This window comes from Piscibacillus sp. B03 (assembly GCF_052246295.1).
Taxonomy (GTDB): domain Bacteria; phylum Bacillota; class Bacilli; order Bacillales; family Alkalibacillaceae; genus Piscibacillus.
The window spans coordinates 102,649-127,660 of record NZ_JBQQCO010000009.1; the positions used below are offsets into that span (position 1 = coordinate 102,649).

The following is a 25,012-nucleotide window of genomic DNA, read 5'->3' on the forward strand; positions in this document are numbered from 1 at the left end:
ATCTTCAACATTTACAACTTTATGCATATATATAGTGATGACTTTTTCAATTTGAAAGGAAGTTTATAATGTTTAAACATTTAATTAGAACGAAATTATATGCATCAACACCTGATGAGTTAGTCAAGTATGGTCGTCAATATGGAATTCAGATTTCTCGAAGCCAAGCAAATCAGTTATTAACATTCATAAAAAAAGAATCGATCGACCCTTTTTCAGAAAAGGACCGATCGAGAACGTATCGCTATGTTGAACGTAACATTGGCCATCAAGAAGCTCGCCAGGCACAAACATTACTAAATCAACTAGCTAAACAATATAATTTAGATCATTTATTATAAATTATTGGCTTTTAATTTTCTCTTTTAGATCAGGATCAAACTCTCCATTTTTTAGCATGTCAATTTCGAATTTATATGGAGGTTTTTTGTTCTTCTTATCCTCGCCAACATAAGGTGTTTCTAAGATTTTAGGTAAATGCATTAAATCAGGATGATGGACGACATTGTAAATTGCATCAAAACCAATGTGTCCAAACCCAATGTTCTCGTGGCGGTCTTTTCGAGCGCCCTTTTCATTTTTGCTGTCGTTTATATGAATGACTTTCATTCGATCTAAACCAATAATGTCATCAAATTCTTTTAATACACCATCTAAGTCATTTACAATGTCATATCCTGCATCGTGAACGTGACAAGTATCAAAACAAACTGATAAATGTTCATTGTAATTTACACCATCAATAATTTTAGCTATTTCATCAAAAGAACGTCCACATTCTGAACCTTTACCTGCCATTGTTTCTAGAGCAATTTGAACTTTTTGCTCTTTATGAAGAATTTCATTTAATCCCTCAATGATTTTTTCAATACCAGCTTCTGCTCCAGCTCCAACATGGGCACCTGGGTGCAAGACGATTTGTTTTGCTCCTAAAGCTTCTGTACGATCAATATCAGATTGTAGGAAATCGACTCCTAACTTGAAGGTTGCAGGCTTTGTAGTGTTACCAATGTTAATAATATATGGAGCATGTACAATAAATTCATTAATACCATGTTCCTTCATATGTTCAAGTCCTGCTTCAATGTTTAATTCTTCGATATCTTTTCTTCTTGTATTTTGTGGTGCTCCTGTATAAATCATAAAAGTATTCGCATCATAAGATACTGCTTCCTCACTAGAAGCTAAAAGCATTTTTTTACCGCTCATCGACACATGTGAACCTAATTTTAATGTCATTATTTTCTCCTCCCCTTATTCATTTTTCTAAATTGTTCTTTCTTCAATTGTTTTTTAATCTGTTCTTTTTCTTTCTTCATCTTCTTCTTATAGCCTGGCTTTACTTTTTTCGGTTTTCTTACTTTTTTCCAAGCTTCTTTTTCTAGCTCATTTTCTTGCTTTTGTCTTTTTTGACGGACATTCCATTCTTTAACGGGTGCCCATTCGCCATTTTTAATATCATAATTGTGAAATTCAATTCCAGTTTGCTCTAGTTTCTCAATAATCGGCATATCTTTATCATCGTAAAATGTCACAGCCGTACCTTCATTACCTGCTCTAGCTGTTCTGCCCACACGGTGTGTATATGTTTCAACGTCTTGAGGAAACTCAGCATTAAAGACATGACTAACACCCGGAATGTCTATACCTCGAGCTGCTAAATCAGTTGCAACGATATATTGATATTTCAGTGATCGTAAATCGTTCAACATACGTTTACGTTCTCTAGGTTTTAACCCACCATGAATGACACCTGCTTCTAAACCTTTCTCAAGTAAAGCTTCTCTTAACTCATCGGCATGCTCTTTCTTATTTACAAAGATTAAAGCAATATATGGATGAATTAATTTCGAAGTTTCAACGATTAATTCGGCTGCATTACGATGTCTTCTTGGTACTAATCGATGTTCTAGTTTGGATGGATTTATGGAATCTTCGATCATAATGTAATTAGGGTTAACTAAATACTTCTTCAAAAATGGTTGTAGCTTCTTTGGGATAGTAGCTGAAAATACTAAAGTTTGTACATCAACATACATACGACTTAAGGTTTGATCTACTTCTTCAATTAATCCTAAATCAATTAATAAGTCTGCTTCATCAATAACCACACTACTTACGGTAGATGGATTAATGGCATTCTCTTCGATAAAATCAAGAATCCTTCCTGGGGTTCCAACGATTATATGTGGTTGTTTTTGAATCTTTTGGAGTTCACGTTCTTTATCAGTGCCCCCAATAACTAATCGAGCAGAGAATACTTCCTTTGAGTACTCTTGCATTTTTTTTACTTCATGAAAAATTTGCATTGCCAATTCACGAGTTGGAGCTATAATCATTTTTTGTGTAGATTGTTCATCCAATTTAAGTTGGTCAATTAACGGAATTAAATACGCATGCGTCTTCCCTGTCCCAGTCTGTGACTGTCCAATCACATTTTCTCTTCTTAAGACAGAAGGTATAACGCGATGTTGTATTTCTGTTGGTTGTTTGAACTTAAGTTCCTGTATGACCGAAAGCATGTTTGAACTTAATTGGTATGATTGAAAATAACGTTTCATTTTAACATTCTCCTTTATTCCTAACATATCTCATTATAAAGGAGACATACTTTAAATGCTACTGGAATAAACATTTTGTCAATTAAGCTTATAGGCTTTATAATAAGCATAGTGAGTATAAAAATGGGGAGGCCATTTTCATGGAAGTTATTAAAATTGCACCGAGGGGATATTGTTACGGTGTTGTTGATGCAATGGTGATTGCGAGCAATGCTGCCAAAGACCCTAACTTACCAAGACCGATCTATATCTTAGGAATGATCGTTCATAATAGTCATGTTACAAAAGCCTTCAAAGACGAAGGAATCATCACATTGGATCAAAAAGGAAAAAGCCGTTTAGAGCTTTTAAAAGATATTAATGAAGGAACTGTTGTATTCACTGCACACGGAGTGTCACCAGAGGTTAAGGAAGTTGCTGAGAATAAAGGGTTGACAGTACTTGACGCTACTTGCCCTGACGTTACACGTACACACGATTTAATTCGGGAAAAAGTTGCTGAGGGTTATGAAGTTGTATACATCGGTAAAAAAGGTCACCCAGAACCAGAGGGTGCTGTAGGTGTTGCTCCTGGCCATGTTCATTTAATCACAACTGAAGAAGATGCTAAACAATTAAATTTTGATAATGATACAAAAATCATTGTAACCAACCAAACAACAATGAGTCAGTGGGATGTTTACGATGTTATGCAAAAAGTTAAGGAAATTTATCCACAAACAGAGATGGTACAAGAAATTTGTATGGCAACTCAAGTTAGACAGGAAGCTGTTGCTGAACAAGCAAAAGAAGCAGACCTTACTTTAGTGGTTGGTGACCCTATGAGTAATAACTCAAACCGTTTGGCCCAAGTTTCTAAACAAATTGCAGGAACTGAAGCTTATCGAATTGCAGATGTTTCAGAAATTAAATTAGAGTGGCTTGAAGGTTGTGAAAAGGTAGCTGTAACAGCAGGTGCTTCAACACCAACACCTATTACTAAAGAAGTCATTCGTTTTATTGAAAGTTATAATCCAGATGATGATTCTACATGGCAACGAGAATCATTAGTAACAAACAACAAGATTCTACCAAAAGTTAAATCAAACAAGAAAAAACGTGCTTAAAAGTAGTAGAAGCCGTACTTTAGAAACCTAAAGTACGGCTTTTTTTAATTCTAAAGCTATATGTTCGTATAAAACACCTTTACTCCCACTCAATTGTTGAAGGTGGCTTACTTGTGATATCATAAACAACTCGGTTCACATTGTTTACTTCATTTACAATTCTAGTTGAAATCTTTTCAAGAACTTCAAATGGAATACGTGCCCAGTCAGAAGTCATACCATCGACTGATGTTACAGCTCGTATTGCAATGGTATGATCATACGTACGTTCATCGCCCATAACGCCTACACTCTGAATACCAGGCAATACGGTGAAATATTGCCAAACATCTCGATCTAACCCAGCATGTTTAATTTCTTCTCGTAAAATGGCATCAGATTCTCTTACGATTTCAAGTTTGTCTTCTGTTACTGCACCTAACACTCTTATTGCTAGACCAGGTCCCGGAAATGGCTGACGCCAAACAATATGTTCTGGAATACCTAACTCCTCACCTAAAGCACGAACTTCGTCTTTAAAGAGTGTGTTGAGAGGTTCAATTAAATCAAATTCCATACGTTCAGGCAATCCTCCAACATTATGGTGAGATTTAATCGTTTGTGCTGTATCTGTGCCACTTTCGATAATATCAGTGTATAGCGTCCCTTGTGCTAAATAATCAATATCCTTTAATTTAGACGATTCATCTTCAAATACATAGATAAATTCATTTCCAATTATTTTTCGTTTTTGTTCAGGATCATGAACACCTTCTAACTTATCTAAGAATCGTCTTTGCGCATCTACTTTAATAACATTAATATTAAATCCTTCTTTAAACATCTTCATTACATCGTCTGCTTCATTTTTTCTAAGCAAGCCATGATCAACAAAAATACAAGTTAATTGATCACCAATAGCACGATGTAATAAAACCGCTACGACTGAAGAATCAACACCGCCACTTAAGGCGCAGAGCACTTTACGATCTTTTACTTGGTTTCTGATTTTCTCAACTTCTAGTTCAATAAAATTCTCCATTGTCCATTCACCAGAACATTGGCATATATTCATAACAAAGTTTTTTAATAAATCATTACCAAATTCTGAGTGCTTAACTTCTGGGTGAAATTGGACCCCATAAAGCTGTTTTTCTTTATGACTTATGGCAGCAATTGGACAAGATTCATTAGATGCATCAACATCAAATCCCTTTGGCTCTTTTGTTACATGGTCTCCGTGACTCATCCAAACTTGCTGTTCATCTGGTAAAGCGGAGAATAATTCTGAATCATTCAGACGCTTTATTTGCGCTCGTCCATACTCACGCTTTCCGGCACGTTCTACTTCACCGCCAAAATGATAAGACATAAGTTGCATGCCATAACAGATTCCAAGTATCGGAACATTAAGGTTAAAAATTTCTGGATCAATTTTAAAAGCATTTTCACCATAAACACTATTAGGACCACCAGAAAGAATAATTCCAGATGGATTAAGGTCTTTTATTTCTTGTGCTGTTAATGTATTTGGTTTTAATTCACTATAGACTCCGTGTTCACGAATTCTTCTTGTAATTAATTGATTATACTGGCTACCATAATCTAACACAATAATCTTCTCATCGATTGTAACCAATTATTCCACACCTTTCTTTGTGCCCCACATAAAAAACTAGAATTCCACCTCTATAGCTATAAAGGCAGAATTTTAGTTCATAAATTCATACCTTCATAGTCAGATTATTTACGGTAACCCGGTAGAGACTCTTGCCCCATATTGGCAAGTATATATGAAGTGATTCCGTTTCTTATAAGGGGTCGGTTAATAAATTTCTAAAATGAATAATTAGGAGCTTCTTTTGTTACCTGTACATCATGCGGATGACTTTCTCTTAATCCTGCATTTGTGATTTTAACAAACTTTGCCTCTTCTCTTAACGCTTTTAGGTTCTGAGATCCGCAATAACCCATACCTGAGCGTAGACCACCAATTAATTGATAAAGTGTATCTGCGACTGGTCCTTTGTATGGTACTCTACCTTCAATCCCTTCTGGCACGAACTTTTTATTTTCTTCTTGAAAGTAGCGATCTTTACTACCTTTTTCCATTGCGCCTACAGAACCCATTCCTCTATAAACCTTATAACGGCGACCTTGGAAAATTTCAGTTTGACCAGGGCTCTCACTTGTGCCTGCTAACATACTTCCTAGCATGACGACATGGCCGCCAGCAGCAATTGCTTTAACAAGGTCACCAGAGAATTTTATTCCACCATCAGCAATAATTGGTACACCATGTTTTCTTGCTTCAGTTGCACAATCATAAATGGCAGAAATTTGAGGAACACCAACACCAGCGACTACTCTTGTAGTACAAATAGAACCAGGACCAATACCTACCTTTACTACATCTGTACCTGCATTAATTAACTCACGTGTGGCTTCAGCAGTTGCTACATTACCTGCAATTAAGTTGGTTTCAGGGAATTGCTTTCTAAGTTTTTTAACTGTATCAATGACACCTTGAGAATGTCCATGAGCAGTATCAATCACAAGAGCGTCCACACCAGCTTCGACTAGCTTTTCTGCTCTTAATAAAACATCACCTGTAACACCAACAGCAGCTGCAACCACTAATCGACCTTGAGCATCTACTGCAGAATGAGGAAATTCAATGACCTTCTCAATGTCTTTGATAGTGATTAAACCTTTTAAAAAGCCTTCATCATCTACTAATGGAAGTTTCTCAATCTTATGCTCTTGTAAGATTTTTTCTGCTTCCTCTAAAGAAGTATTAACAGGTGCTGTAACAAGGTCACTCTTTGTCATAACATCATCAATTTTTGAAGAATAATCCTGGATAAATCGCAAGTCACGGTTAGTTATAATTCCAACTAACTTTTGATGATCTTCGTTGTTTACAATAGGTACCCCCGAAATGCGATATTTACCCATTAAATGTTCTGCATCAAACACTTGATGTTCCGGTGTTAAAAAGAATGGATTAGTAATGACACCACGAATGGAGCGCTTAACTTGATCTACTTGATCAGCTTGTTCTTCAATGGACATGTTTTTGTGGATGACACCCAGTCCACCTTCTCTAGCCATAGCTATTGCCATTTCAGCTTCTGTCACAGTATCCATTCCTGCACTAATAATAGGTGCGTTTAACTTTAACGTTTCTGTTAACTCAACCTTCACATTAACTTCTCTAGGTAATACATCTGACTTTGCTGGTAGTAATAAAACATCATCAAAAGTTAACCCTTCTTTTTGAAACTTTTGCTCCCAAACCATTAACCGAATTCCTCCCCTTTTTTCATTTTAAATAAGATTATCAACGTTATGAGTTAAATGTCAACATTGATTGAATAAGTTACAAGATTCTAAATAGACAGAAAATAGACTAAGGCTATGATTAACATAACCTTAGTCTATATTTATAACAATTTAAAAGGCTCAGTAACAATATTTGAAGACATATATTCCACATCTAAATGTTTACTGCGTTCTCTTAGAACCTTTACCAATTCAGTTTTCATGATTTTCTCAATATGATGACCTGGGTCAATCATGTTTAGTCCAATTCCTAAAGCATCGTGTGCTGTGTGGTAATAAATATCTCCAGTAATTAACACATCTGCACCCTTAATTTTTGCTTGATTAATATATTTATTACCGTCTCCACCTATGACAGCAACTTGTTTTATTTTCTTAGATTGATCTCCTACCACTCTTACAAATGGTACATCAAAAGATTCTTTAACATGTTCAGCAAATTGTTCTAATGTAACAGGAGCTTTTAATGTTCCAATTCGACCAAGTCCACGTTTTATACCTGGCAGTTTTTCAGGGTAGACATCATAAGCCATCTCTTCATATGGATGTGCTAATGTTGCAGATTTAATAACCTTATTTAAGATTGTTTCTGGAACAATTGTTTCCATGCGTACTTCATTAACCTTCTCAATCTCACCTTGTGAACCAATATAAGGATTTGTACCATCTAAAGGTTTAAAAGTACCTGTTCCTGGTGTATTAAACGTGCAATGACTGTAATCACCAATGTGGCCGGCCCCCGCTTCAGACAATGCATTACGTAATATCTCTTCATGAGTTTCCGGCACAAATATGACCAGTTTATATAGTGATTCTTCACCTGTCTCTACTAAAATTTCACTCGTATCAATCCCTAGCTGCTCCATTAGCATATCATTAACGCCACCTGCAGCAATATCTAAATTAGTATGCGCAGCATATACGGAAATATTGTGTTGAATTAGCTTTTGAATAATTCTACCTTTTTCACTGTTAAGATCAATGGACTTCAACGGCTTAAAAATTAATGGGTGATGCGCCAGAATTAAATCTACTTTATTCTCTATTGCTTCATCCACTACGTTTTCTAGAACATCTAAAGCTATCATAACTTTAGATACCTTAGCATTCATACTCCCAACATGAAGCCCGACTTTATCACCTTCAAAAGAGTAAGACTTTGGGGCGAAGTCTTCTAACAACTTCACGACATCCTTAACTGTTGTCACTTCCTATTTCCTCCTTTATCCAATGCGTTTGTTGTGTAAATAGATTTAGCTTTTGTTCACTTATGTTTGATGACCGCTTCATTTGCTCAATAATCTTTTCTTTCTTTTGAAGAACATTACGCCATTTACGATAAAAAACTTCACCCTTTGTTTTAAGTAAAATGGGCCCTAAAAATAATTCTTTGTCAGAATATTGAACGTGATCCTCACTCGGTTCTAAAACTACAATTTCATATATATAACCATCTTCATCTAAAATCTGTTCATCAACTATTTGGTACTGATGATCTACAGCAAACTCTCTAATTGACTGCGCGTCTATATTAGGTTGTAAAATCAAACGATTTACATTTGATAATTTACTTTTACCATTCTCTAATATTGAAGTAATTAATGATCCACCCATGCCAGCAATAACAATACAATCAGCTTCCTCTGGCTCCAAAACAGATAACCCGTCTCCTAATCGCACGTCAATACGATTAGTCAAGCCAAATTGATTGACTTGAGCTTGTGCTGATTCAGAAGGGCCAACATTAACTTCACCAGCTATTGCTTTAATGTCTGGGTTCTGTAAACAGACATAGCAAGGTAAATATGCATGATCAGAACCAATATCTGCTAAAACTTCAGTTGTACTTGGAATATATTTTGCTACTTTCTCCAGTCTCTTGGATAACATTATTTTGCTCATAGTCAACTTCCTCGTTTTAAGTTTAAAAAAGCCCAGAAACATAAATATGTTCTGGACTTTTAAGTCATTTACTCTTTACCGTTTAATAACCATTCCGCAATTACTTCTGCTTCTTCGGCATTCGCATAATCGCCAGTCATTAAGTTACTACCTTCTACACCGTTGTTAATGATGTCAACTAACTCTTCTTTATCAAAACGATCTCCAACATCATTTAATCCTGGCGCATTACCTGAACCACTTAAGTCAGCACCGTGACAAGATATACAGTTATTCTGTTCAACCAATTCTGCAGGATCTAACGTACCCTCATTACCGCCTTCACCTTCAGCCTGGTCCATTTGGGCTAACCCTACTCCACCCATAACAATCATAGTAACTAGTCCAAGAGTAGCAATAAGTACGTATGGCATTATTAAGTTCTTTTTCATCTTATTTGTCCTCCTTCGTTGCACGATATGTATACGGTTATAATTTCAAACTACACTTATTTTACTCGAAAAATACATAAACTAAAAGGGAGAAATTGTGAATATTTATATAACAAAATAATTAATTAGCAATATTATAAGTCCTAATACGCCAGAAATAATTAAATAATATAATTTTTTCCAGTATCCTACTATAATCCACATAAAACAATGAAAAGCAATGACCCAATACATACTTAACACAAAAAAAGCATTAAAAGCAATCGATCCTGTCAATAAAGTCGTAAATAAAACAATTATAGGTATGTGAATTACCAAAGACTTATTTTTATAAAAATACAAAATATGAACTATAGCGATTATAATTGTTATAAGAATCAAAGTAATTTTGAGCCATAAATCTGTTGTTTCAATTAATAAAAAATAAGAAGTAACAGGGAGTAAGAGCATAAGGAAGAATAAATCTAACACGAACCAAATACTTCCCAGCGGTTTACTTGTGTTGGTTGTTTCTTGCTGATCTTCTCCCTGTGTGTAAAGCATTAACAAAAAATCACAATATCTCTCAGGTAAAAGCTTTGTTTCTTTCCAATGCTTTATTTCATTAATAATGATTTCTTTACGTTCAATGCCCATGTTACCCCCGTATTAACTACAATGGACTACTCTAAAAAGTCTTTTAATCGTTTGCTTCGACTTGGATGTCTAAGCTTGCGTAACGCTTTTGCTTCGATCTGACGGATACGTTCACGGGTGACCCCGAACACTTTACCGACTTCTTCTAGTGTTCTCGTTCTTCCATCATCAAGTCCGAAACGTAAACGTAACACGTTCTCTTCACGATCAGTTAGCGTATCTAAGACGTCCTCAAGCTGTTCTTTTAATAATTCATAAGCAGCATGATCAGATGGTGACTGAGCCTCTTGATCTTCGATGAAATCACCTAGGTGTGAATCATCTTCTTCACCAATTGGTGTTTCTAGTGAAACTGGTTCTTGTGCAATTTTTAAAATCTCGCGCACTTTTTCAGGTGACAATTCCATTTCTTGACCAATTTCTTCCGGTGTTGGTTCACGGCCAAAATCTTGTAGAAGCTGACGTTGTACACGGATTAACTTGTTAATCGTTTCAACCATATGAACTGGAATACGGATTGTTCTGGCTTGGTCGGCAATAGCACGCGTAATAGCCTGACGAATCCACCAAGTTGCATACGTACTAAACTTAAAACCTTTACGGTAATCAAATTTTTCAACAGCTTTAATGAGACCCATGTTACCTTCTTGAATTAAATCAAGAAATAGCATCCCTCTACCGACGTAACGCTTGGCAATACTTACTACTAGACGTAAGTTAGCTTCAGCTAACTTCTGTTTAGCAATTTCATCACCTTGCTCAATACGGTGTGCTAAATCAATCTCATCTTCAGCTGAAAGTAAATCAACACGCCCTATTTCCTTCAAATACATTCTAACCGGGTCGTTTATTTTCACTCCTGGAGGAACGCTTAAGTCATTTAAATCAAACTCTTCTTCTTTTGCAATCTTTTGCATATTAGGGTCTTCATCATTTTCACCTATAATGTCAATTCCCTCTTCTGCTAGGGTTTCATAAAACTCATCCATCTGTTCAGAGTCTAATTCAAAATGGCTTAATTTATCAGCTATTTCTTCATAAACGAGTACACCTCGTTTTTTACCAATCTCAAGTAGCTGTTCTTTAGATTGATCGAGCGTTAGGTCTTGTTCTTCTAAACCTTCTTTTGGATCTACTGGCTTGTTTGCCATTTTAACCCCTCCTTCCAAACTGGTTGCTGTTCATTCATGTCATGTTTCTCTTCTTTAATTCAATAATTTTCATACCTATTTTTGCAGCAGATTGATGGTCATTTTCTTTCTCTGCTTGCTTTAACATTTGCTTTAATGTTCGCAATTCATGACTAGATTCTCCTTCTCGCTTAATAGCTCGAATATAATCATCTAGTTCTTGATCACTCATTTCCTCATTAATAGGTATTAAAGCTAGCTCAGCAGCTAGATGTTTAATGGATTCATCATTTAGTCGCTCGACAAACCGACTAACGTTCGGGTCATTCCCTTCCTCATAATATGCGTATAAATAAGTGACTAATACTTGATGATCCTCAATATTAAATGACGCACCAAGTCGATTCTGAACTCGATCAGCCACATACGCATCTTGTAACATATGAGCAATTAAGTGACGTTCAGCATTTTGATAAGCACTATACAACTTTTGAGGTTTGTTCCAATTATTATGCTCAATGCTCTTATTCTTAACATGATTATCATGTTCTTTTGAACGATGCATTATTCTTCTACGATTGTCGATTTCTTGAAGCAATGTTGCACGGTCCAACTTAAATGTTTCTTCTAGATCATTTAAATAAAAATCCCTTTCAACAGCTTGATCAACTGTCGCAATGATATCTAAAGCTTTTTCGACATATTGAATTCTGTCATGGTCTGTATTTAAATTGAAGTTCTTTTTTATATATTGCAATGCAAACGATACATAACTCTCAGCAGATTGTATCAAGTTTTGAAATGCCTCTGGCCCATATTGTTCAAAATAATCATCTGGGTCCATCTCATTAGGTACATTCGCCACTCGCGCGTTCATTCCTGCTTTTTTAATGATTTTTGCAGTTTTATAACTAGCTTCTCGTCCTGGGGAATCTCCGTCATAACAGATTATGACTTCATCGACATAGTGACTTAATATTTTAGCGTGTGTTTCAGATAAGCTTGTCCCCATTGTAGCTACGGAATTATGAACGCCGGCTTGATAAGCTTTTATAACATCTGCATAACCTTCGAATAAAACGACTTGATTTAACTTCTGAAAATATCTTCTCGCCTTATGAAAGTTATAAAGCAACTTACCTTTTTGAAATAACTTTGATTCAGGACTATTTAAATACTTAGGCTCAACATGATCCTCTATAGACCTTCCACCATAACCAACAATCTTACCTTGATGGTTATGAATAGGAAATATGACCCTGCCTTGGAATCTGTCAAAAAAACTATTCCCATCTCGAGAGCTTAATAAACCGTATTGCGCCAAATTTTCAAGCGTAAACCCCTTCCCCTTTAGAAAGGCACTTAAAAATTGGCTTTTATTAGGTGAATAGCCTATTTGAAACTCTTCTATAGCCGCATCTGAAAATCCTCTATTTTTTACGTAGTTAAGAGCATCTTTGCCATCTTTTGTATGTTTCAGTACATGATGGAACAATTTATTAGACCATTCATACGCATCTAACACACTCTGCTCTTCACTAGAATAATTAGAGGTTTGTTGACGATTAACCCATTCTTCAGGTAATGAATCGCCACTCTTACTTGCCAGATGCTTAAGAGCTTCAATAAATGACAAGTTTTCAATTTCCATGATAAAAGACGTTACATTGCCGCCTTTACCACACCCGAAACAATGATATATTTGTTTCTCAGGTGATACCGAAAAGGATGGCGTATCTTCTCCATGAAATGGACATAACCCAAAATAATTACGCCCTTTTTTAGTTAATTTAATATAATCACTTATAACATCGACTATATTATTATTCTTTGTTATTTGATCAATTGTTTCCTGTGGGATTCTATCCGCCATCTACATCACCATGTGATTAAATTCGATAACTTTTTCAAAAAACCTTCAAATATCGACAAAAAATTAACTTCGTTAAATTATTGTCACATTAATATTACCTATGTATTCTATGTATACCCGTGTAAGATTAGGAAAAACTATGTTGTATTAGTAACATAGAAACTATAAATCTACTTCTTTCCACAAATATCGATTATAACTTATTCATCTCGATTATGCGAATAGTTTGTTTGATGTTTTAATTTTTTAAATTTAAAATAATTAAGTTGTACAAAAGCTGTAAAATACAAAGAACCCGGACGATAGATTTATTTTAGCCTATGATCCGAGTCCTTTGATTTTTGGTAAACTGAATATTTACTTTTTGATTTTCCTTAGAATAACGTTTGCGGTTTCTTCTACAGCCTTATTTGAAACTTCAATAGTGTCACAACCAATTTTTTGAACAACTTTATTAAAGTAATCAATCTCTTCTTGAATGCGTTCTTTCCTTGCATAATTGGCCGATCCATTTAACCCAAGAGCTTTAAGTCGCTCTGTACGTATATGATTCAGTTTTTCAGGGCTGATTTCTAATCCAATACATTTATCAGGTGACACTTGGTATAATTCTTCAGGCGGTTCGACTTCCGGTACAATTGGAACATTTGCTACTTTCAAGCGCTTATGAGCTAAGAACTGAGATAAAGGAGTCTTTGATGTTCTTGATACTCCTATTAATACCAAATCTGCTTTCAAGATCCCTTTTGCATCTCTACCATCATCATACTTTACAGCAAATTCAATTGCCTCTACACGTTTATAATAATCTTCATCTAATTTATGTACTAAACCAGGTTGTAGAGTTGGTTTTTCTTGAAGATGCCCTTCTAATTCCTCTAGTAATGGCCCCATTAAATCAATCGCTGTGATGTTATACTTAACTGATAGATCTTTCATTTTATGTCTAAATTCTGGCTTTACCAGTGTATAAGCAATAATTCCATTATTCTCTTTCGCTAAGTTAAACGCTTCTACCATAGTTGCCTCATCATCAACATAAGGAATACGTTGAATTTTCATATCTTGGCTGGAAAATTGACTTAAAGCTGCTTTAGCTAGAAGTTCTGCTGTCTCTCCGACAGAATCCGATAATACATAAAATACCTTACCCATCATAATACCCTCCTCAATTGCTATTCTTTTCTAACTAAATCAACAAAAGCTTTTGTGATGTTAGTTTTCGTCAGGCGACCGACAACTTCTTGTCCATCATCTCTGTCAATGACTACTGGCAATGCATCAATTTGATTCTCTATTAGCTTCGTTGCTGCATCAACTAACAAATCATCCTTATAACAAATTTTTATTTTCGGAGTGCGTGTCATAATAATATGTACAGGAACCTCTGAAAGTTCTTGGTTTCCCATTGTCGCACGCAATAGATCTTTCCTTGATAATACCCCCACTAACATAGACTGCTTATTAACCACAAATAATGTTCCGACATCTTCTAAAAACATGGTTGTAATAGCATCATACACAGACACTTTGTCATTGACAACTACCGGAACAGAATGTTGATCTCTTACCCTTAGCTTTTTCAACTGTTCTGAGATTAACTCACTACCTGTTTTACCAGTATAAAAATACCCAACTCGTGGCCTAGCATCTAAAAATCCTGCCATCGTTAATATAGCTAAATCCGGTCTTAATGTTGCACGTGTCAAATTTAAACGTTCTGCAATATTTTCACCAGTAATTGGTCCGTTTTCTTTTACGATTTCGATGATTTGTTCTTGTCGGTGAGATAATTCCATAGTCTTTACCACCTCTACATAATCTGACATACTATATTTAAATATTATATACTATTTCGATGGCTGAATAAAGAAAACTCAGATATTAATATGATTAAAACAAAAAAAGAAAGCACTTCTCAGACCACCATTATAAACTGACCGTCTACAAATTTACAGTCAAGCAGTCTAAATGCCTTCATATTCATTATTTTATTCTAATAAATGCATTTGATCTAAGAACCTCTTTGATTTTATTGGCATTCCACCAAAACGTTCATAATATTGATCTAAGATTTCTCTTATTACTGTTAACGACTCTTTTTTTATATTTAAATTTCTAATTCTTTTAATACTTGTCTGACTCATTATTTTCAATACATTATGTAGTTGTGGGGTTAACTTAAAATGGTCTTCCACTCGATATAAACATTGATCACAAATAACTCCACCTTCAGTTACTGAAAACGCAGCAACAGGTCGATCAGTATGACCGTTCACACAATAATTTAAAACAGGTGAAAACCCTCCAACATAATACATCTTGAGTTCAAACATCATTGTAATAGCAAGTGGAGGATCCCCCTCAGTCATACGTTCTAAACTCACATACAACTCATCAAAAATCCCAGTACTAGGTTCCTTTTCATTAACAATTTTAGAAAGCAGTTCACACATATAAGATACATAGGCAGTAAGCATAATATCTTCACGAATTTTCCTCATACTATGTAGTATTTCACCCTGATGAATAGTCCCTAACCCTTTACCTAATTGTATTAAAAATGAACCATATATAAATGGCTGCGTAATAGCAGCCATTCGACTTTTAGATTTTTTAGCGCCTCTCGCTACTGCACTAATTAATCCATATTCTTTTGTATATAACTTTACAATTTTATTTGTTTCACCGTAATCCGTGGTTCTTAAAACAATTCCTTCAACTTTTTCAAACATCCGTCTCCCATACCTTTATTGGTTATTGTTTGCTAATGATGTTCTTGACTCCTTTAGGTCATTCTTATGGTACGTACTTTTATAGGCTTCCTCCATTTGTTTCATCAATAAATACGTTTCAACACTTCCAGTTTTACTAAAAACTTTCCAAGGTAAATCGATCATCAAAATCTCCACCTTTCAGATTTATTGATCACAAACAAATGTCCACTCTGCTTGATACACACTTGCCAAAGAGTTTAAGCAGTGTTTTCAATCAGGATGAAAACATTTTTATATACTTGTATTTTCTCTCATAATCGCAACTTCATTAGTTAAAAAAATTACCAGTTGACTTTAGTACTCATCTTCGTTATAGCCAAAATCTTTTAAGTGAGTCATGCGGTTCCGCCAATCTTTTTGTACTTTTACCCAAAGCTCTAAATATACTTTTGATCCAAGTAAGCTCTCAATATCTTTACGTGCCTCAGTCCCAATTTGACGCAACATTTGACCTTGTTTTCCTATAATTATTCCTTTTTGAGAAGAGCGTTCAACGATAATCATAGCTTGTACATTGATCATATCACTATCTTCTTCCGGTTGAATCCCCTCAATAACTACTGCGATTGAATGCGGGATTTCCTCTCTTGTATGATGTAGAACCTTTTCTCTTATTAATTCACTAATTATAAAACGTTCAGGGTGGTCTGTGATTTGGTCTTCAGGATAAAATTGTGGCCCCTCAGGTAAATACCCTTCCATGACATCTAATAAATGATTGACGTTATTACCGTTTAATGCTGAGATCGGTATAATCTCACTGAACTCTAATTTATCTTTATATAGACTTATTAACGGTAGTAATTCATCTGGGTGTACTTCATCAATTTTATTAATGATTAAGAAAATTGGTTGATCAACATTCTGGAGTTTATCTATTATAAATTGATCACCTTTACCAAACCCTTCTTTGGCATTCACCATAAACATAATCATATCGACTTCATTTAGTGTGTTGATTGAAGACTGAACCATAAAGTCTCCTAGTTTATGTTTCGGCTTATGAATACCTGGTGTATCAATAAAAACAAATTGTGACCGTTCAGTCGTATACACACCTTGAATTTTATTCCGTGTCGTTTGGGGTTTATCACTCATAATAGCTATTTTTTGTCCTAATACATGATTTAAAAAAGTTGATTTCCCTACATTTGGTCGTCCAATAATCGCAATAAATCCTGATCTAAAGTTGTCATTCATCATTAAATGTCTCTCTCCTAGTTATGTTTGTTTTTTATTTTACTATAAAGCAATTCAGATTTCATTTGTTCGACAAAAGATATCGATAAAAGACAAAAGAGTATTCAAAATTAAAGAATACTCTAAAGTTAAAAGATATTTATAATCTTAGGTAGGAATATTATGATACCAATTATAGCTGCAAATATGGCTGCTACGAGTACTGCACCAGCACTTATATCCTTTATATTACGGGCTTGTTCATCACGTTCTTTAAATAACACATCAGTTAATTTTTCTATTGAAGTATTGATTAATTCTGTTACTAAGACCAATGCAATTGCTATTAAAATAAATAACCATTCAATTATCGTGATACTTAACCAAATTCCTGTAAAAAGAACAATTAACATGCAAACGACGTGGATTTTCATGTTTAATTCAAATTCTATTGCTTTATATATACCACGAATTGCATGTTTAAAACCTATTTTATCCATCACGCTTCAATCCGAATTCTTCTAAAATGTGTTTTTGTCGTTCAAACATTTCTTTCTCTTCTTCAACTGTTTGATGATCGTAACCTAATAAGTGAAGAAAGCCATGTACAATTAGAAACCCTAATTCACGTTTATAAGAATGATTATATTCTTGAGCTTGATCCCTCGCTTTTTCTATAGATACAATAATATCACCTAAATGCTCAGGTAATTCTTCACCTACAATTTCAATTTCGTCTTCACCGGTTTCTTGCATTGCAAAAGAAATAACATCTGTCGGTTGATCTTTTTGCCTATAATCTCGATTTATCTCTTGTATCTGAGAATTATTAACAAACGTTATAGATAATTCAGCATCTTGATTGACTTCTTCCATCTCAGCCGCATATTCAATTAAGTTTTTTAACCATTCAAGTTCTTCATCGGTAACTTGGTTCATTTCATCTATAAAATCAATATTCATTCTAGTGACCTCCTGAAGTCGTTTGCATGACTTGTTCTTTTGGGTATTCTATTCGTTGATGGAAAATTCCATTAAGCATGTCACAAATATTATTCTCAATTGTCAGGATTTCATCAATGGTTAAGTGACAATCATTAAATTGTCCGTCTAATAATCGGTCATAAATAATAGACCTTACAATTTTATTAATTTCTTCATTGGTTGGGTGTTTCTTGGATCTAACAGCCGCTTCAACAGAGTCACAAATATTAATAATAGCTGCCTCTTTAGATTGAGGAATTGGGCCATCATATCTAAATGTAGACTCACTAACATTCGAATTACGCTCTTTTGCTTTATAATAAAAATACTTTAAAAGTGTTGTACCATGGTGCTGTTGTGCAATGTCAATAATCTCTTGTGGAAGTCCATATTCTTTAAGTAAGCTTGCACCATCATTAGGGTGCTGTAAGATAATCCTCGCGCTATCTTCCGGTGGTAATGAATCATGTGGATTTTTACCGTTTTGATTTTCTATAAACATATGTGGTTTTAAAGCTTTCCCTACATCATGATAATAGGCTGCAACTCTTGCAAGCAATCCGTTAGCTCCAATGGACTCACAAGCAGATTCACTTAGGTTAGCTACCATCACACTATGGTGATAAGTACCTGGAGCTTCAACTAACACCTTCCTCAATAAAGGATGATTAGGATTTGATAAAGTTAAAAGCTTGCTCTCTGTTAACATATTAAAGCCCGCTTCAAATAAAGGTAAAATACCTAAAGTTAATATGACAGCTAATAACACCGATACCATTGAAAATACGATAGATAACATAAATTCAGGAGTCATAACTGTCCATATATGCCAAGTTCTTAATTCAAAGATAACAATTAGAATTAAATGAACGGATAACAGAGATGTTGCTGTTTTAAATAAAGTTTTTCGATCTTTTATTGACTCAAACATGAATACAGCAAACCATTGAGAGAGTAACAGATAAATAAATATCTGATACATACTAAAATCGGTAGTCATAAAGATGAAACTACCGTAAGCAGCTGATATTACTGATGAAATTAGTGCAAAACGCTCTGTAATAAAGTGTTTATTTAAAATTGCAAAAGCAGCAATTGGTGTCATGTAAAATAAAATTGGAAGATCTAAACTAATGACTTGAATCGCATACATCGTTAGTAATAATCCTGAACTTAAAAATGTAAAGGTAATCGTATCTTGACCTGACCATTTCGAATGATTATTAACTTCAATTCTTAATAAAAAACCTAACAACAAACCAACACTTATTCCCATTAGCAATTCATTCAGAGAAATTAAATGTTGCAGAAATTGAAAGGTCATTAAGCACATAAATATAGTTGGTGTACTAAAAATTGCTAAAGCGTTATTGAAATTTATTTTCTTCACATTTAAAGGAATGAACCATTTTTGACGTTTAGCTACCTTCATGATTACACCAACTTTGTTTTCAATTATTTTTCGTAAGCTTCGATCACCTTCTGCACGAGTGGGTGTCTAACAACATCTGAACCTTTTAGATAATTAAATGCGATGCCACCTATATTACTCAAACGTTCTTCTGCGACTTTTAAACCAGATGTAACACCTTTGGGTAAATCTATTTGAGTAATATCGCCTGTAATAACCATTTTAGACCCGAAACCTAATCGTGTTATAAACATCTTCATTTGTTCTGGTGTTGTATTTTGCGCTTCATCTAAAATAACAAAAGCATCATCTAAAGTACGACCTCTCATGTAAGCTAAAGGTGCAATCTCAATCGTTCCGCGTTCCATTAATCGCACTGTATGCTCAGCACCTATGACATCATGTAACGCATCATATAGAGGTCTTAAGTATGGATCTACCTTTTCCTTAAGATCACCAGGTAAGAAACCTAAGCTCTCTCCCGCTTCTACAGCAGGTCTAGTTAAGATTAACCTTTTCACTTCACCATTTCTTAATGCCTTAGCTGCCATCACAACAGCTAAGTATGTCTTACCTGTACCAGCTGGCCCTATTCCAAAAACAAGGTCTTTCTTTTTAATTGAAGTAACATAATCTCGCTGACCTAAAGTTTTAACACGAATAGGTTTTCCTTGCTGGTTTTTAGTAATTTCGTCTTCAAACAATGTTTCAAATTGTTCAATCTTGCCTGACTTAGCTAGCTCTAATCCATATATGACATCACGTTCAGTGATATTTATGCCTTTTTTAATAACTTTTAGTACAGATTCTAATAAAGAAAAAACGATATCAACATCTTTTTCTTCACCGTTAATCTTCACTTGACCACCGCGTGTGATGATTTTAACGGGTATGAAATGTTCTATTTGTTTAATATTACGATCATTAGTTCCAAATAGGTTTAATGTATCTGAATGGTCTTCTAAATGTAAATCAATCGTTTTTGTCGTCTCTGTCATACATCAGTCTCCTTGATTAATAATTTGTTCTTCGGTGATATCTTCTAATACTTTAACAAACATTTCTAATTTCACTTTATCACTGTCTTTTTCCTGGTGCAAAATTTTTTGATAAAGTACTTCAACCGACTGACCTAACTTACGTTTTAACTGTTCTTCAATCACTTCATCTATTATTTGTTCATCTTCAAACGTTTCTACAGAAGTATCTTCTGGATAATAATATTTCTTATCGATTGAAAGTGGTGTTTTCCAAACCAAGAAGTAAATTGGCTTAGATTCTTCAAACAACAACCGTTGCTCATTAGATTTATTCATAAACCACGAACGATTGCCTACTCCTAAACCATAATTTGTTTTTACGTCATCAATCAAATCTTTCTTTTCATTTGCTAAATTAATGGTTCCTGTTATATTATACCAAACTTCTGCTACGACTTCTCCTTCAGAGTAAGTGTATACTTCATTTTCATCATCCAACCTTCCAGTAACTAACACATCCCCTTTCTGGACAACATCATTAATTCTCACTAAGGGTCGTCCATTAGAAACGTATATTTTTTGAATAGTACCAGAATTTGTTGCAACTAAATTGCTCGGTTTATTTTGTTCTTTAATGTTATTATTATTATTTTCTTCAATCATTATGTGAAATGAGGTGCCTGTCCGTTTAATGCCTACATAAGATACCTCTTCGATTTTATTCATTATCTCTCTTTCGATGGAACTAATCGATTCCATTGATTGAATAAATGAGCCTCTATTCATACCTAATGTTTCAATTAGTTCTTCAACCTCGTATCTAACTTCTGGTGAACCTCCATTAATTTCAACTTTCCAAATCATATTTGACAACACAAAAATAAATCCTATTACTAAAACAATACTTAATAAGATTGGAAAGAACTTACTTCTTTTTTGATAGTAGTGCGGTACGCCTCCTCGCTTATGAAACTTCACCTTACATCTGAAATCCTTCCTAATACTTCTTAGTTTAAAAGCATCCGAATATTTCATTCGAACAGTGACTGTACTGGCATCTAACTTTTCAAGGTTATAAAAGCTAACACCTTGTTTGTGTAAATGTCTAATTAATAAATCTGGGTACCTTCCACTAATGGTTACATCGACATAGCCATTTAAAAATGATTTACTAATGACCCTTCCCTCCAATCACTTAGATTTTTTTGTATGTTGAACGTTACTAATTCTTCCTTCAATTACAAGTTCTTTTTTTAGTAAATTTTTGATAACTAAATTTTCCCCATGTACTCTAATGAGTCCATTCTGTTGCTTGACCTCTATGAGATCAGACTCAAAAGTGACCAGTCCATCATGATTTTCTATGTATAAATGAATGTCGCCCACCAATGTAATTCGTGGGTAGTCATATACAATATCAGCAGGTAGTTGTAATTGCCCTGTTAACCATTGATTAATTCGTTTTCGCACAGGCTTCATTCAAAATCCCCCTATCAACACCAATTTATGAAAGAAATCATGTTTGTATCACTATATCGAGTCAGATTAATTGAAAATTTAATAGTAAAACCAAAAAAACAGGGATGCTTCATAGCAACCCTGTTCTAGTGGCATTATCTATTTTGTTTTGCTTTAGGCTTTCCAATCACTTCGCTCATGATTAAGCTTTCGATTAATCTGCGACTACGTAAGTTTCTATTAATCGACACAGTTTGAACAGACTGTCGATCTTTTTTAGATAATGAATGTTGTTTAATTTTATCCAAATTTTTATCTGTCTTACTTTGTTCTCGACGTTCTCTAGATTCCTGTAGCTGTTCATACCACTTATTAGTTTGGTCAATTTGAACTTCTTCTGTATCAGAGCCTAAGTCACCGTTTGATACAGTTTCATAACTAGGTTTATCCTCCGTCTTAGGTGCCTTTTCATATGTTGTTGGAGTAGGTCTTTCAGTTCTTACAGGACCAGTATCTTCTCCATCGGATCTTTTAAATAAGCTCATTAAACCCGCTATGATGGCGATCAGGAAAATAATGTTATTTAAGATAAAATCCATGTTAATCACCTAACCAATCGGGATTATTTCTGTTCATCCGTGTAATCGTCATCTTCTTTATTCAGTTTACTGATCATATCGCGCATATCAGTGTCAGCTAGGACATTTTTGTAATTTACATAATCCATAACACCCATATTACCACTACGTAACGCTTCAGCAAGTGCCAATGGAACTTCTGCTTCGGCTTCAACCACGCGAGCTTGCATTTCTTGTACTTTTGCGATATTTTCTTGTTCTTGCGCTACAGCCATTGCACGACGTTCTTCGGCTTTTGCTTGTGCGATGTTCTTATCAGCTTCGGCTTGGTCCATTTGTAACATGGCACCAATGTTTTTGCCGATATCAACGTCTGCGATATCAATTGAAAGGATTTCAAATGCCGTACCAGCATCAAGACCTTTAGATAATACGTTTTGAGAGATCTTATCTGGGTTTTCTAATACCTCACCATGGCTCTTAGATGAACCAATTGTACTTACAACACCTTCACCTACACGTGCAATAACGGTATCTTCACCAGCACCACCAACTAAACGGTCGATGTTTGCACGTACTGTAATTCTAGCTTTCGCTTTTACTTCAATACCATCCATCGCAACACCCGCAATAAATGGTGTTTCGATAACTTTAGGGTTAACACTCATTTGTACGGCTTCTAATACGTCACGACCTGCTAAATCAATTGCAGCACAACGTTCAAAGCTCAATTCAATATTAGCACGGTGAGCAGCAATAAGTGCGTTAACCACACGATCCACATTACCACCGGCTAAGTAGTGACTCTCTAGTTGATTTGTTTTTACGTCTAAACCTGCTTTATGTGCTTTAATTAATGGATTAATAACCATTCGTGGCACAACTCGACGTAACCTCATACCAACTAACGTAAAGATACTAATACGTACACCAGCAGCTAATGCGCTAATCCATAGCATTACTGGAACAAACGTGAATAAAATTGCGATAGCTATAATAAGCACAGCTACGACAATTAGCGGAAATAACTGTTCAGTCCCCATTTAAAAACTCCTCCTAATAATTATATTTATTCTTGAATTTCTCGAACTACTATCCGAGAACCTTCAACCTTAACTATTTCTACTTCTGCATCACTTGATATAAAGGATCCTTCAGATACAACATCTAACCGCTCTCCATCAAATACTGCTGTACCTGATGGTCTTAAGAATGTTAGAGCACGGCCTCTTAATCCTATTAAATCCATACGGTTTTCATTTGACACATAACCTAATTCTGACTTTGTAGAGTCAGATAATACTATATGCCTGAAAATTCCTTTATTAAAATCCAGCTTTTTAAACAAAACAATTGCGAGAATAATCGATACTAGTAAAGCGATTCCAATACTGAACGCCATATGTCCCATATCAGCACCAGAGACAAGCAGTGCACCTAAGATGGCACCTCCACCAATAATTCCTAATATGCCGCTTGGGACAAATATCTCGAGTATGATACATATGAGTCCGACTAATAATAAAATGACAGACTCGTAACCTGCTAATCCTGCAACTAAATGTCCGTAGAAAAATAATATTAATGAAACTATTCCTAATATACCAGGAATTCCAAAACCTGGCGAGTATAATTCTACAATTAATCCAATACTCGCGATCGATAACAGAATTGGAATAACAACAGGATTCGTTATAAACCGAGCAATCTGTTCCGAAAAAGTGAGTTCTGATTCCGTTACTTGTGGGTTGTTGATCTCTAGTAATTCAAATAGGGCACGGCGATTTTCAGCGATTCCTTCTGCATAACCCACTTCAACCGCTTCTTCAGCACTTAAGGTTAAGAACTCTCCCTCAGGAGCACCATACTCTGGTAAATCAATATTATCATTCGCCATTGCTTCAGCATATAATGGATCTCTATCATTAGCCTCTGCTGAAGCTCTCATAGCTTTGATCCAATCAGACTGAGCTTTCTTGTCAGCTGCATTACCATCTGAAGTAATAACTCCTGCAGCTCCCATACGAGCATTTGGTTTAAAGTAAATTTCATCTGCATTAAGCGCTATGTATGACCCAGCTGAAGCTGCTTGGTTAATGACATATGCTACTGTCGGAATTTCAGTACTCGTTAAGAGGTTAGCAATGTCATTAGCTGAATCAACTCTACCACCAGGTGAGTCAATTTCAAATACAATTAAATCTGCAAAGCTTTCTTCAGCCTCATTAATACTTCTTTGTAAAAATGCAACTAATCCTTGTTCAACATCATTTTCAACTGGTACGATATGAATGGAAGTTGAATCACCATGTTGGTCTGCATCAATAGACATTTGATTAATCCATAAAAATGATAACGCAATTATGACAAACATATATAACCTTTTTTTCATTTAATACCCCCTCTCCTCTTTATTATCCTAAACATGTATACGAATAAGCAACTATTTTTGTTTCAAAAAAAATGGTTCTAAGTCAAATGTTGGGGTGAGCGTACGCTCACTCCTAATTTAATTGATACGAACCTTTAAATTCTTATATTGATGATGCAATAACCACCTTTAATCTAAAACGATCAAACCGTTTAAAGCCAAAGGCATTACGCTTAATCACTTTGGTTTGATTATTAATCCCTTCAACATATCCATTATGTAAATTAAATGCGAAGCTGTTCATGATTTGC

Annotated in this window: 26 protein-coding genes, 1 pseudogene and 1 riboswitch; of the genes and pseudogenes, 2 read left to right on the forward strand and 25 right to left on the reverse strand. The window is 34.9% G+C overall.

Features of this window, described 5'->3' with window-relative positions; all coding sequences use genetic code 11:
* Positions 1 to 68: 68 nt before the first annotated feature.
* Entirely contained in the window at positions 69 to 341 is a 273-nt protein-coding gene (locus ACTWQB_RS08100) for a DUF2624 family protein (protein ID WP_443138683.1), read from the forward strand.
* A 1-nt stretch (position 342) separates the two neighbouring features.
* On the opposite strand, the gene ACTWQB_RS08105 is transcribed toward ACTWQB_RS08100, so the two are convergent.
* Both ACTWQB_RS08105 and ACTWQB_RS08110 read right to left on the reverse strand, forming a co-directional pair.
* Positions 343 to 1,239 (reverse strand): deoxyribonuclease IV, encoded by an 897-nt coding sequence (locus ACTWQB_RS08105; protein ID WP_443138684.1) that lies wholly within the window; start codon positions 1,237 to 1,239, stop codon positions 343 to 345.
* Entirely contained in the window at positions 1,239 to 2,561 is a 1,323-nt protein-coding gene (locus ACTWQB_RS08110; RefSeq protein WP_443138685.1) for a DEAD/DEAH box helicase, read from the reverse strand. Before ACTWQB_RS08110 ends, ACTWQB_RS08105 begins: the two co-directional genes overlap by 1 nt.
* 140 nt (positions 2,562 to 2,701) lie before the next feature.
* Here ACTWQB_RS08110 and ACTWQB_RS08115 point away from each other — a divergent pair, with 140 nt between their 5' ends.
* Entirely contained in the window at positions 2,702 to 3,667 is a 966-nt protein-coding gene (locus ACTWQB_RS08115) for a 4-hydroxy-3-methylbut-2-enyl diphosphate reductase (RefSeq protein ID WP_443138686.1), read from the forward strand.
* 79 nt (positions 3,668 to 3,746) lie between these two features.
* Here the strand turns inward: ACTWQB_RS08115 and guaA are convergent, their stop codons facing one another.
* From guaA to ACTWQB_RS08230, 23 genes and pseudogenes are all read right to left on the reverse strand, one after another.
* On the reverse strand, positions 3,747 to 5,285 hold the full coding sequence (gene guaA, locus ACTWQB_RS08120; RefSeq protein WP_443138687.1) for a glutamine-hydrolyzing GMP synthase: 1,539 nt from the start codon (positions 5,283 to 5,285) through the stop codon (positions 3,747 to 3,749).
* 76 nt (positions 5,286 to 5,361) lie between these two features.
* Positions 5,362 to 5,463: riboswitch (purine riboswitch) on the reverse strand.
* 19 nt (positions 5,464 to 5,482) lie between these two features.
* Positions 5,483 to 6,949, reverse strand: a complete 1,467-nt coding sequence (gene guaB, locus ACTWQB_RS08125) for an IMP dehydrogenase (protein WP_443138688.1) — start codon at positions 6,947 to 6,949, stop codon at positions 5,483 to 5,485.
* 143 nt (positions 6,950 to 7,092) lie between these two features.
* On the reverse strand, positions 7,093 to 8,199 hold the full coding sequence (locus ACTWQB_RS08130; RefSeq protein WP_443138689.1) for a Nif3-like dinuclear metal center hexameric protein: 1,107 nt from the start codon (positions 8,197 to 8,199) through the stop codon (positions 7,093 to 7,095).
* Complete coding sequence (locus ACTWQB_RS08135; RefSeq protein ID WP_443138690.1) at positions 8,186 to 8,893, reverse strand: tRNA (adenine(22)-N(1))-methyltransferase; 708 nt, start codon at positions 8,891 to 8,893, stop codon at positions 8,186 to 8,188. Before ACTWQB_RS08135 ends, ACTWQB_RS08130 begins: the two co-directional genes overlap by 14 nt.
* Positions 8,894 to 8,961: 68 nt before the next feature.
* Positions 8,962 to 9,324: a c-type cytochrome gene (locus ACTWQB_RS08140; protein ID WP_443138691.1), complete on the reverse strand. Its 363-nt coding sequence runs from the start codon at positions 9,322 to 9,324 to the stop codon at positions 8,962 to 8,964.
* 105 nt (positions 9,325 to 9,429) lie between these two features.
* Positions 9,430 to 9,960 carry a hypothetical protein gene (locus ACTWQB_RS08145; protein ID WP_443138692.1) on the reverse strand — a complete coding sequence of 177 codons (531 nt, stop codon included), beginning with the start codon at positions 9,958 to 9,960 and terminating at the stop codon, positions 9,430 to 9,432.
* A gap of 26 nt (positions 9,961 to 9,986) precedes the next feature.
* On the reverse strand, positions 9,987 to 11,111 hold the full coding sequence (rpoD, locus tag ACTWQB_RS08150) for an RNA polymerase sigma factor RpoD (protein WP_443138693.1): 1,125 nt from the start codon (positions 11,109 to 11,111) through the stop codon (positions 9,987 to 9,989).
* A 34-nt stretch (positions 11,112 to 11,145) separates the two neighbouring features.
* Entirely contained in the window at positions 11,146 to 12,963 is a 1,818-nt protein-coding gene (dnaG, locus tag ACTWQB_RS08155) for a DNA primase (protein ID WP_443138694.1), read from the reverse strand.
* Positions 12,964 to 13,320: 357 nt separating this feature from the next.
* On the reverse strand, positions 13,321 to 14,121 hold the full coding sequence (locus tag ACTWQB_RS08160) for a pyruvate, water dikinase regulatory protein (protein WP_443138695.1): 801 nt from the start codon (positions 14,119 to 14,121) through the stop codon (positions 13,321 to 13,323).
* Positions 14,122 to 14,138: 17 nt separating this feature from the next.
* Positions 14,139 to 14,762, reverse strand: a complete 624-nt coding sequence (locus ACTWQB_RS08165) for a helix-turn-helix transcriptional regulator (RefSeq protein WP_443138696.1) — start codon at positions 14,760 to 14,762, stop codon at positions 14,139 to 14,141.
* 192 nt (positions 14,763 to 14,954) lie between these two features.
* Positions 14,955 to 15,698 carry a DNA repair protein RecO gene (gene recO, locus ACTWQB_RS08170; protein WP_443138697.1) on the reverse strand — a complete coding sequence of 248 codons (744 nt, stop codon included), beginning with the start codon at positions 15,696 to 15,698 and terminating at the stop codon, positions 14,955 to 14,957.
* A gap of 15 nt (positions 15,699 to 15,713) precedes the next feature.
* Entirely contained in the window at positions 15,714 to 15,863 is a 150-nt protein-coding gene (locus ACTWQB_RS08175) for a YqzL family protein (protein WP_443138698.1), read from the reverse strand.
* Between the two features lie 171 nt (positions 15,864 to 16,034).
* Entirely contained in the window at positions 16,035 to 16,940 is a 906-nt protein-coding gene (era, locus tag ACTWQB_RS08180; protein WP_443138710.1) for a GTPase Era, read from the reverse strand.
* 128 nt (positions 16,941 to 17,068) lie between these two features.
* Positions 17,069 to 17,419, reverse strand: coding sequence for a diacylglycerol kinase family protein (locus tag ACTWQB_RS08185; protein ID WP_443138699.1), 351 nt, complete (start codon positions 17,417 to 17,419; stop codon positions 17,069 to 17,071).
* On the reverse strand, positions 17,412 to 17,882 hold the full coding sequence (ybeY, locus tag ACTWQB_RS08190; RefSeq protein WP_443138700.1) for an rRNA maturation RNase YbeY: 471 nt from the start codon (positions 17,880 to 17,882) through the stop codon (positions 17,412 to 17,414). The genes ACTWQB_RS08185 and ybeY overlap by 8 nt, the downstream gene beginning before the upstream one ends.
* Position 17,883: 1 nt before the next feature.
* A complete protein-coding gene (locus ACTWQB_RS08195) occupies positions 17,884 to 19,335 on the reverse strand; it encodes an HD family phosphohydrolase (RefSeq protein ID WP_443138701.1) in 1,452 nt (483 codons plus the stop codon).
* A 23-nt stretch (positions 19,336 to 19,358) separates the two neighbouring features.
* Positions 19,359 to 20,312 (reverse strand): PhoH family protein, encoded by a 954-nt coding sequence (locus ACTWQB_RS08200; RefSeq protein WP_443138702.1) that lies wholly within the window; start codon positions 20,310 to 20,312, stop codon positions 19,359 to 19,361.
* A 3-nt stretch (positions 20,313 to 20,315) separates the two neighbouring features.
* Positions 20,316 to 21,485 carry a sporulation protein YqfD gene (gene yqfD / locus ACTWQB_RS08205; RefSeq protein ID WP_443138703.1) on the reverse strand — a complete coding sequence of 390 codons (1,170 nt, stop codon included), beginning with the start codon at positions 21,483 to 21,485 and terminating at the stop codon, positions 20,316 to 20,318.
* Positions 21,486 to 21,773 (reverse strand): sporulation protein YqfC, encoded by a 288-nt coding sequence (yqfC, locus tag ACTWQB_RS08210; protein ID WP_443138704.1) that lies wholly within the window; start codon positions 21,771 to 21,773, stop codon positions 21,486 to 21,488.
* 134 nt (positions 21,774 to 21,907) lie between these two features.
* Positions 21,908 to 22,351, reverse strand: coding sequence for a hypothetical protein (locus ACTWQB_RS08215; RefSeq protein WP_443138705.1), 444 nt, complete (start codon positions 22,349 to 22,351; stop codon positions 21,908 to 21,910).
* Between the two features lie 23 nt (positions 22,352 to 22,374).
* A complete protein-coding gene (floA, locus tag ACTWQB_RS08220; RefSeq protein ID WP_443138706.1) occupies positions 22,375 to 23,373 on the reverse strand; it encodes a flotillin-like protein FloA in 999 nt (332 codons plus the stop codon).
* A gap of 26 nt (positions 23,374 to 23,399) precedes the next feature.
* A complete protein-coding gene (locus ACTWQB_RS08225) occupies positions 23,400 to 24,722 on the reverse strand; it encodes an NfeD family protein (protein WP_443138707.1) in 1,323 nt (440 codons plus the stop codon).
* 117 nt (positions 24,723 to 24,839) lie between these two features.
* Positions 24,840 to 25,012: pseudogene (locus ACTWQB_RS08230) on the reverse strand (transposase); the annotation flags it as partial.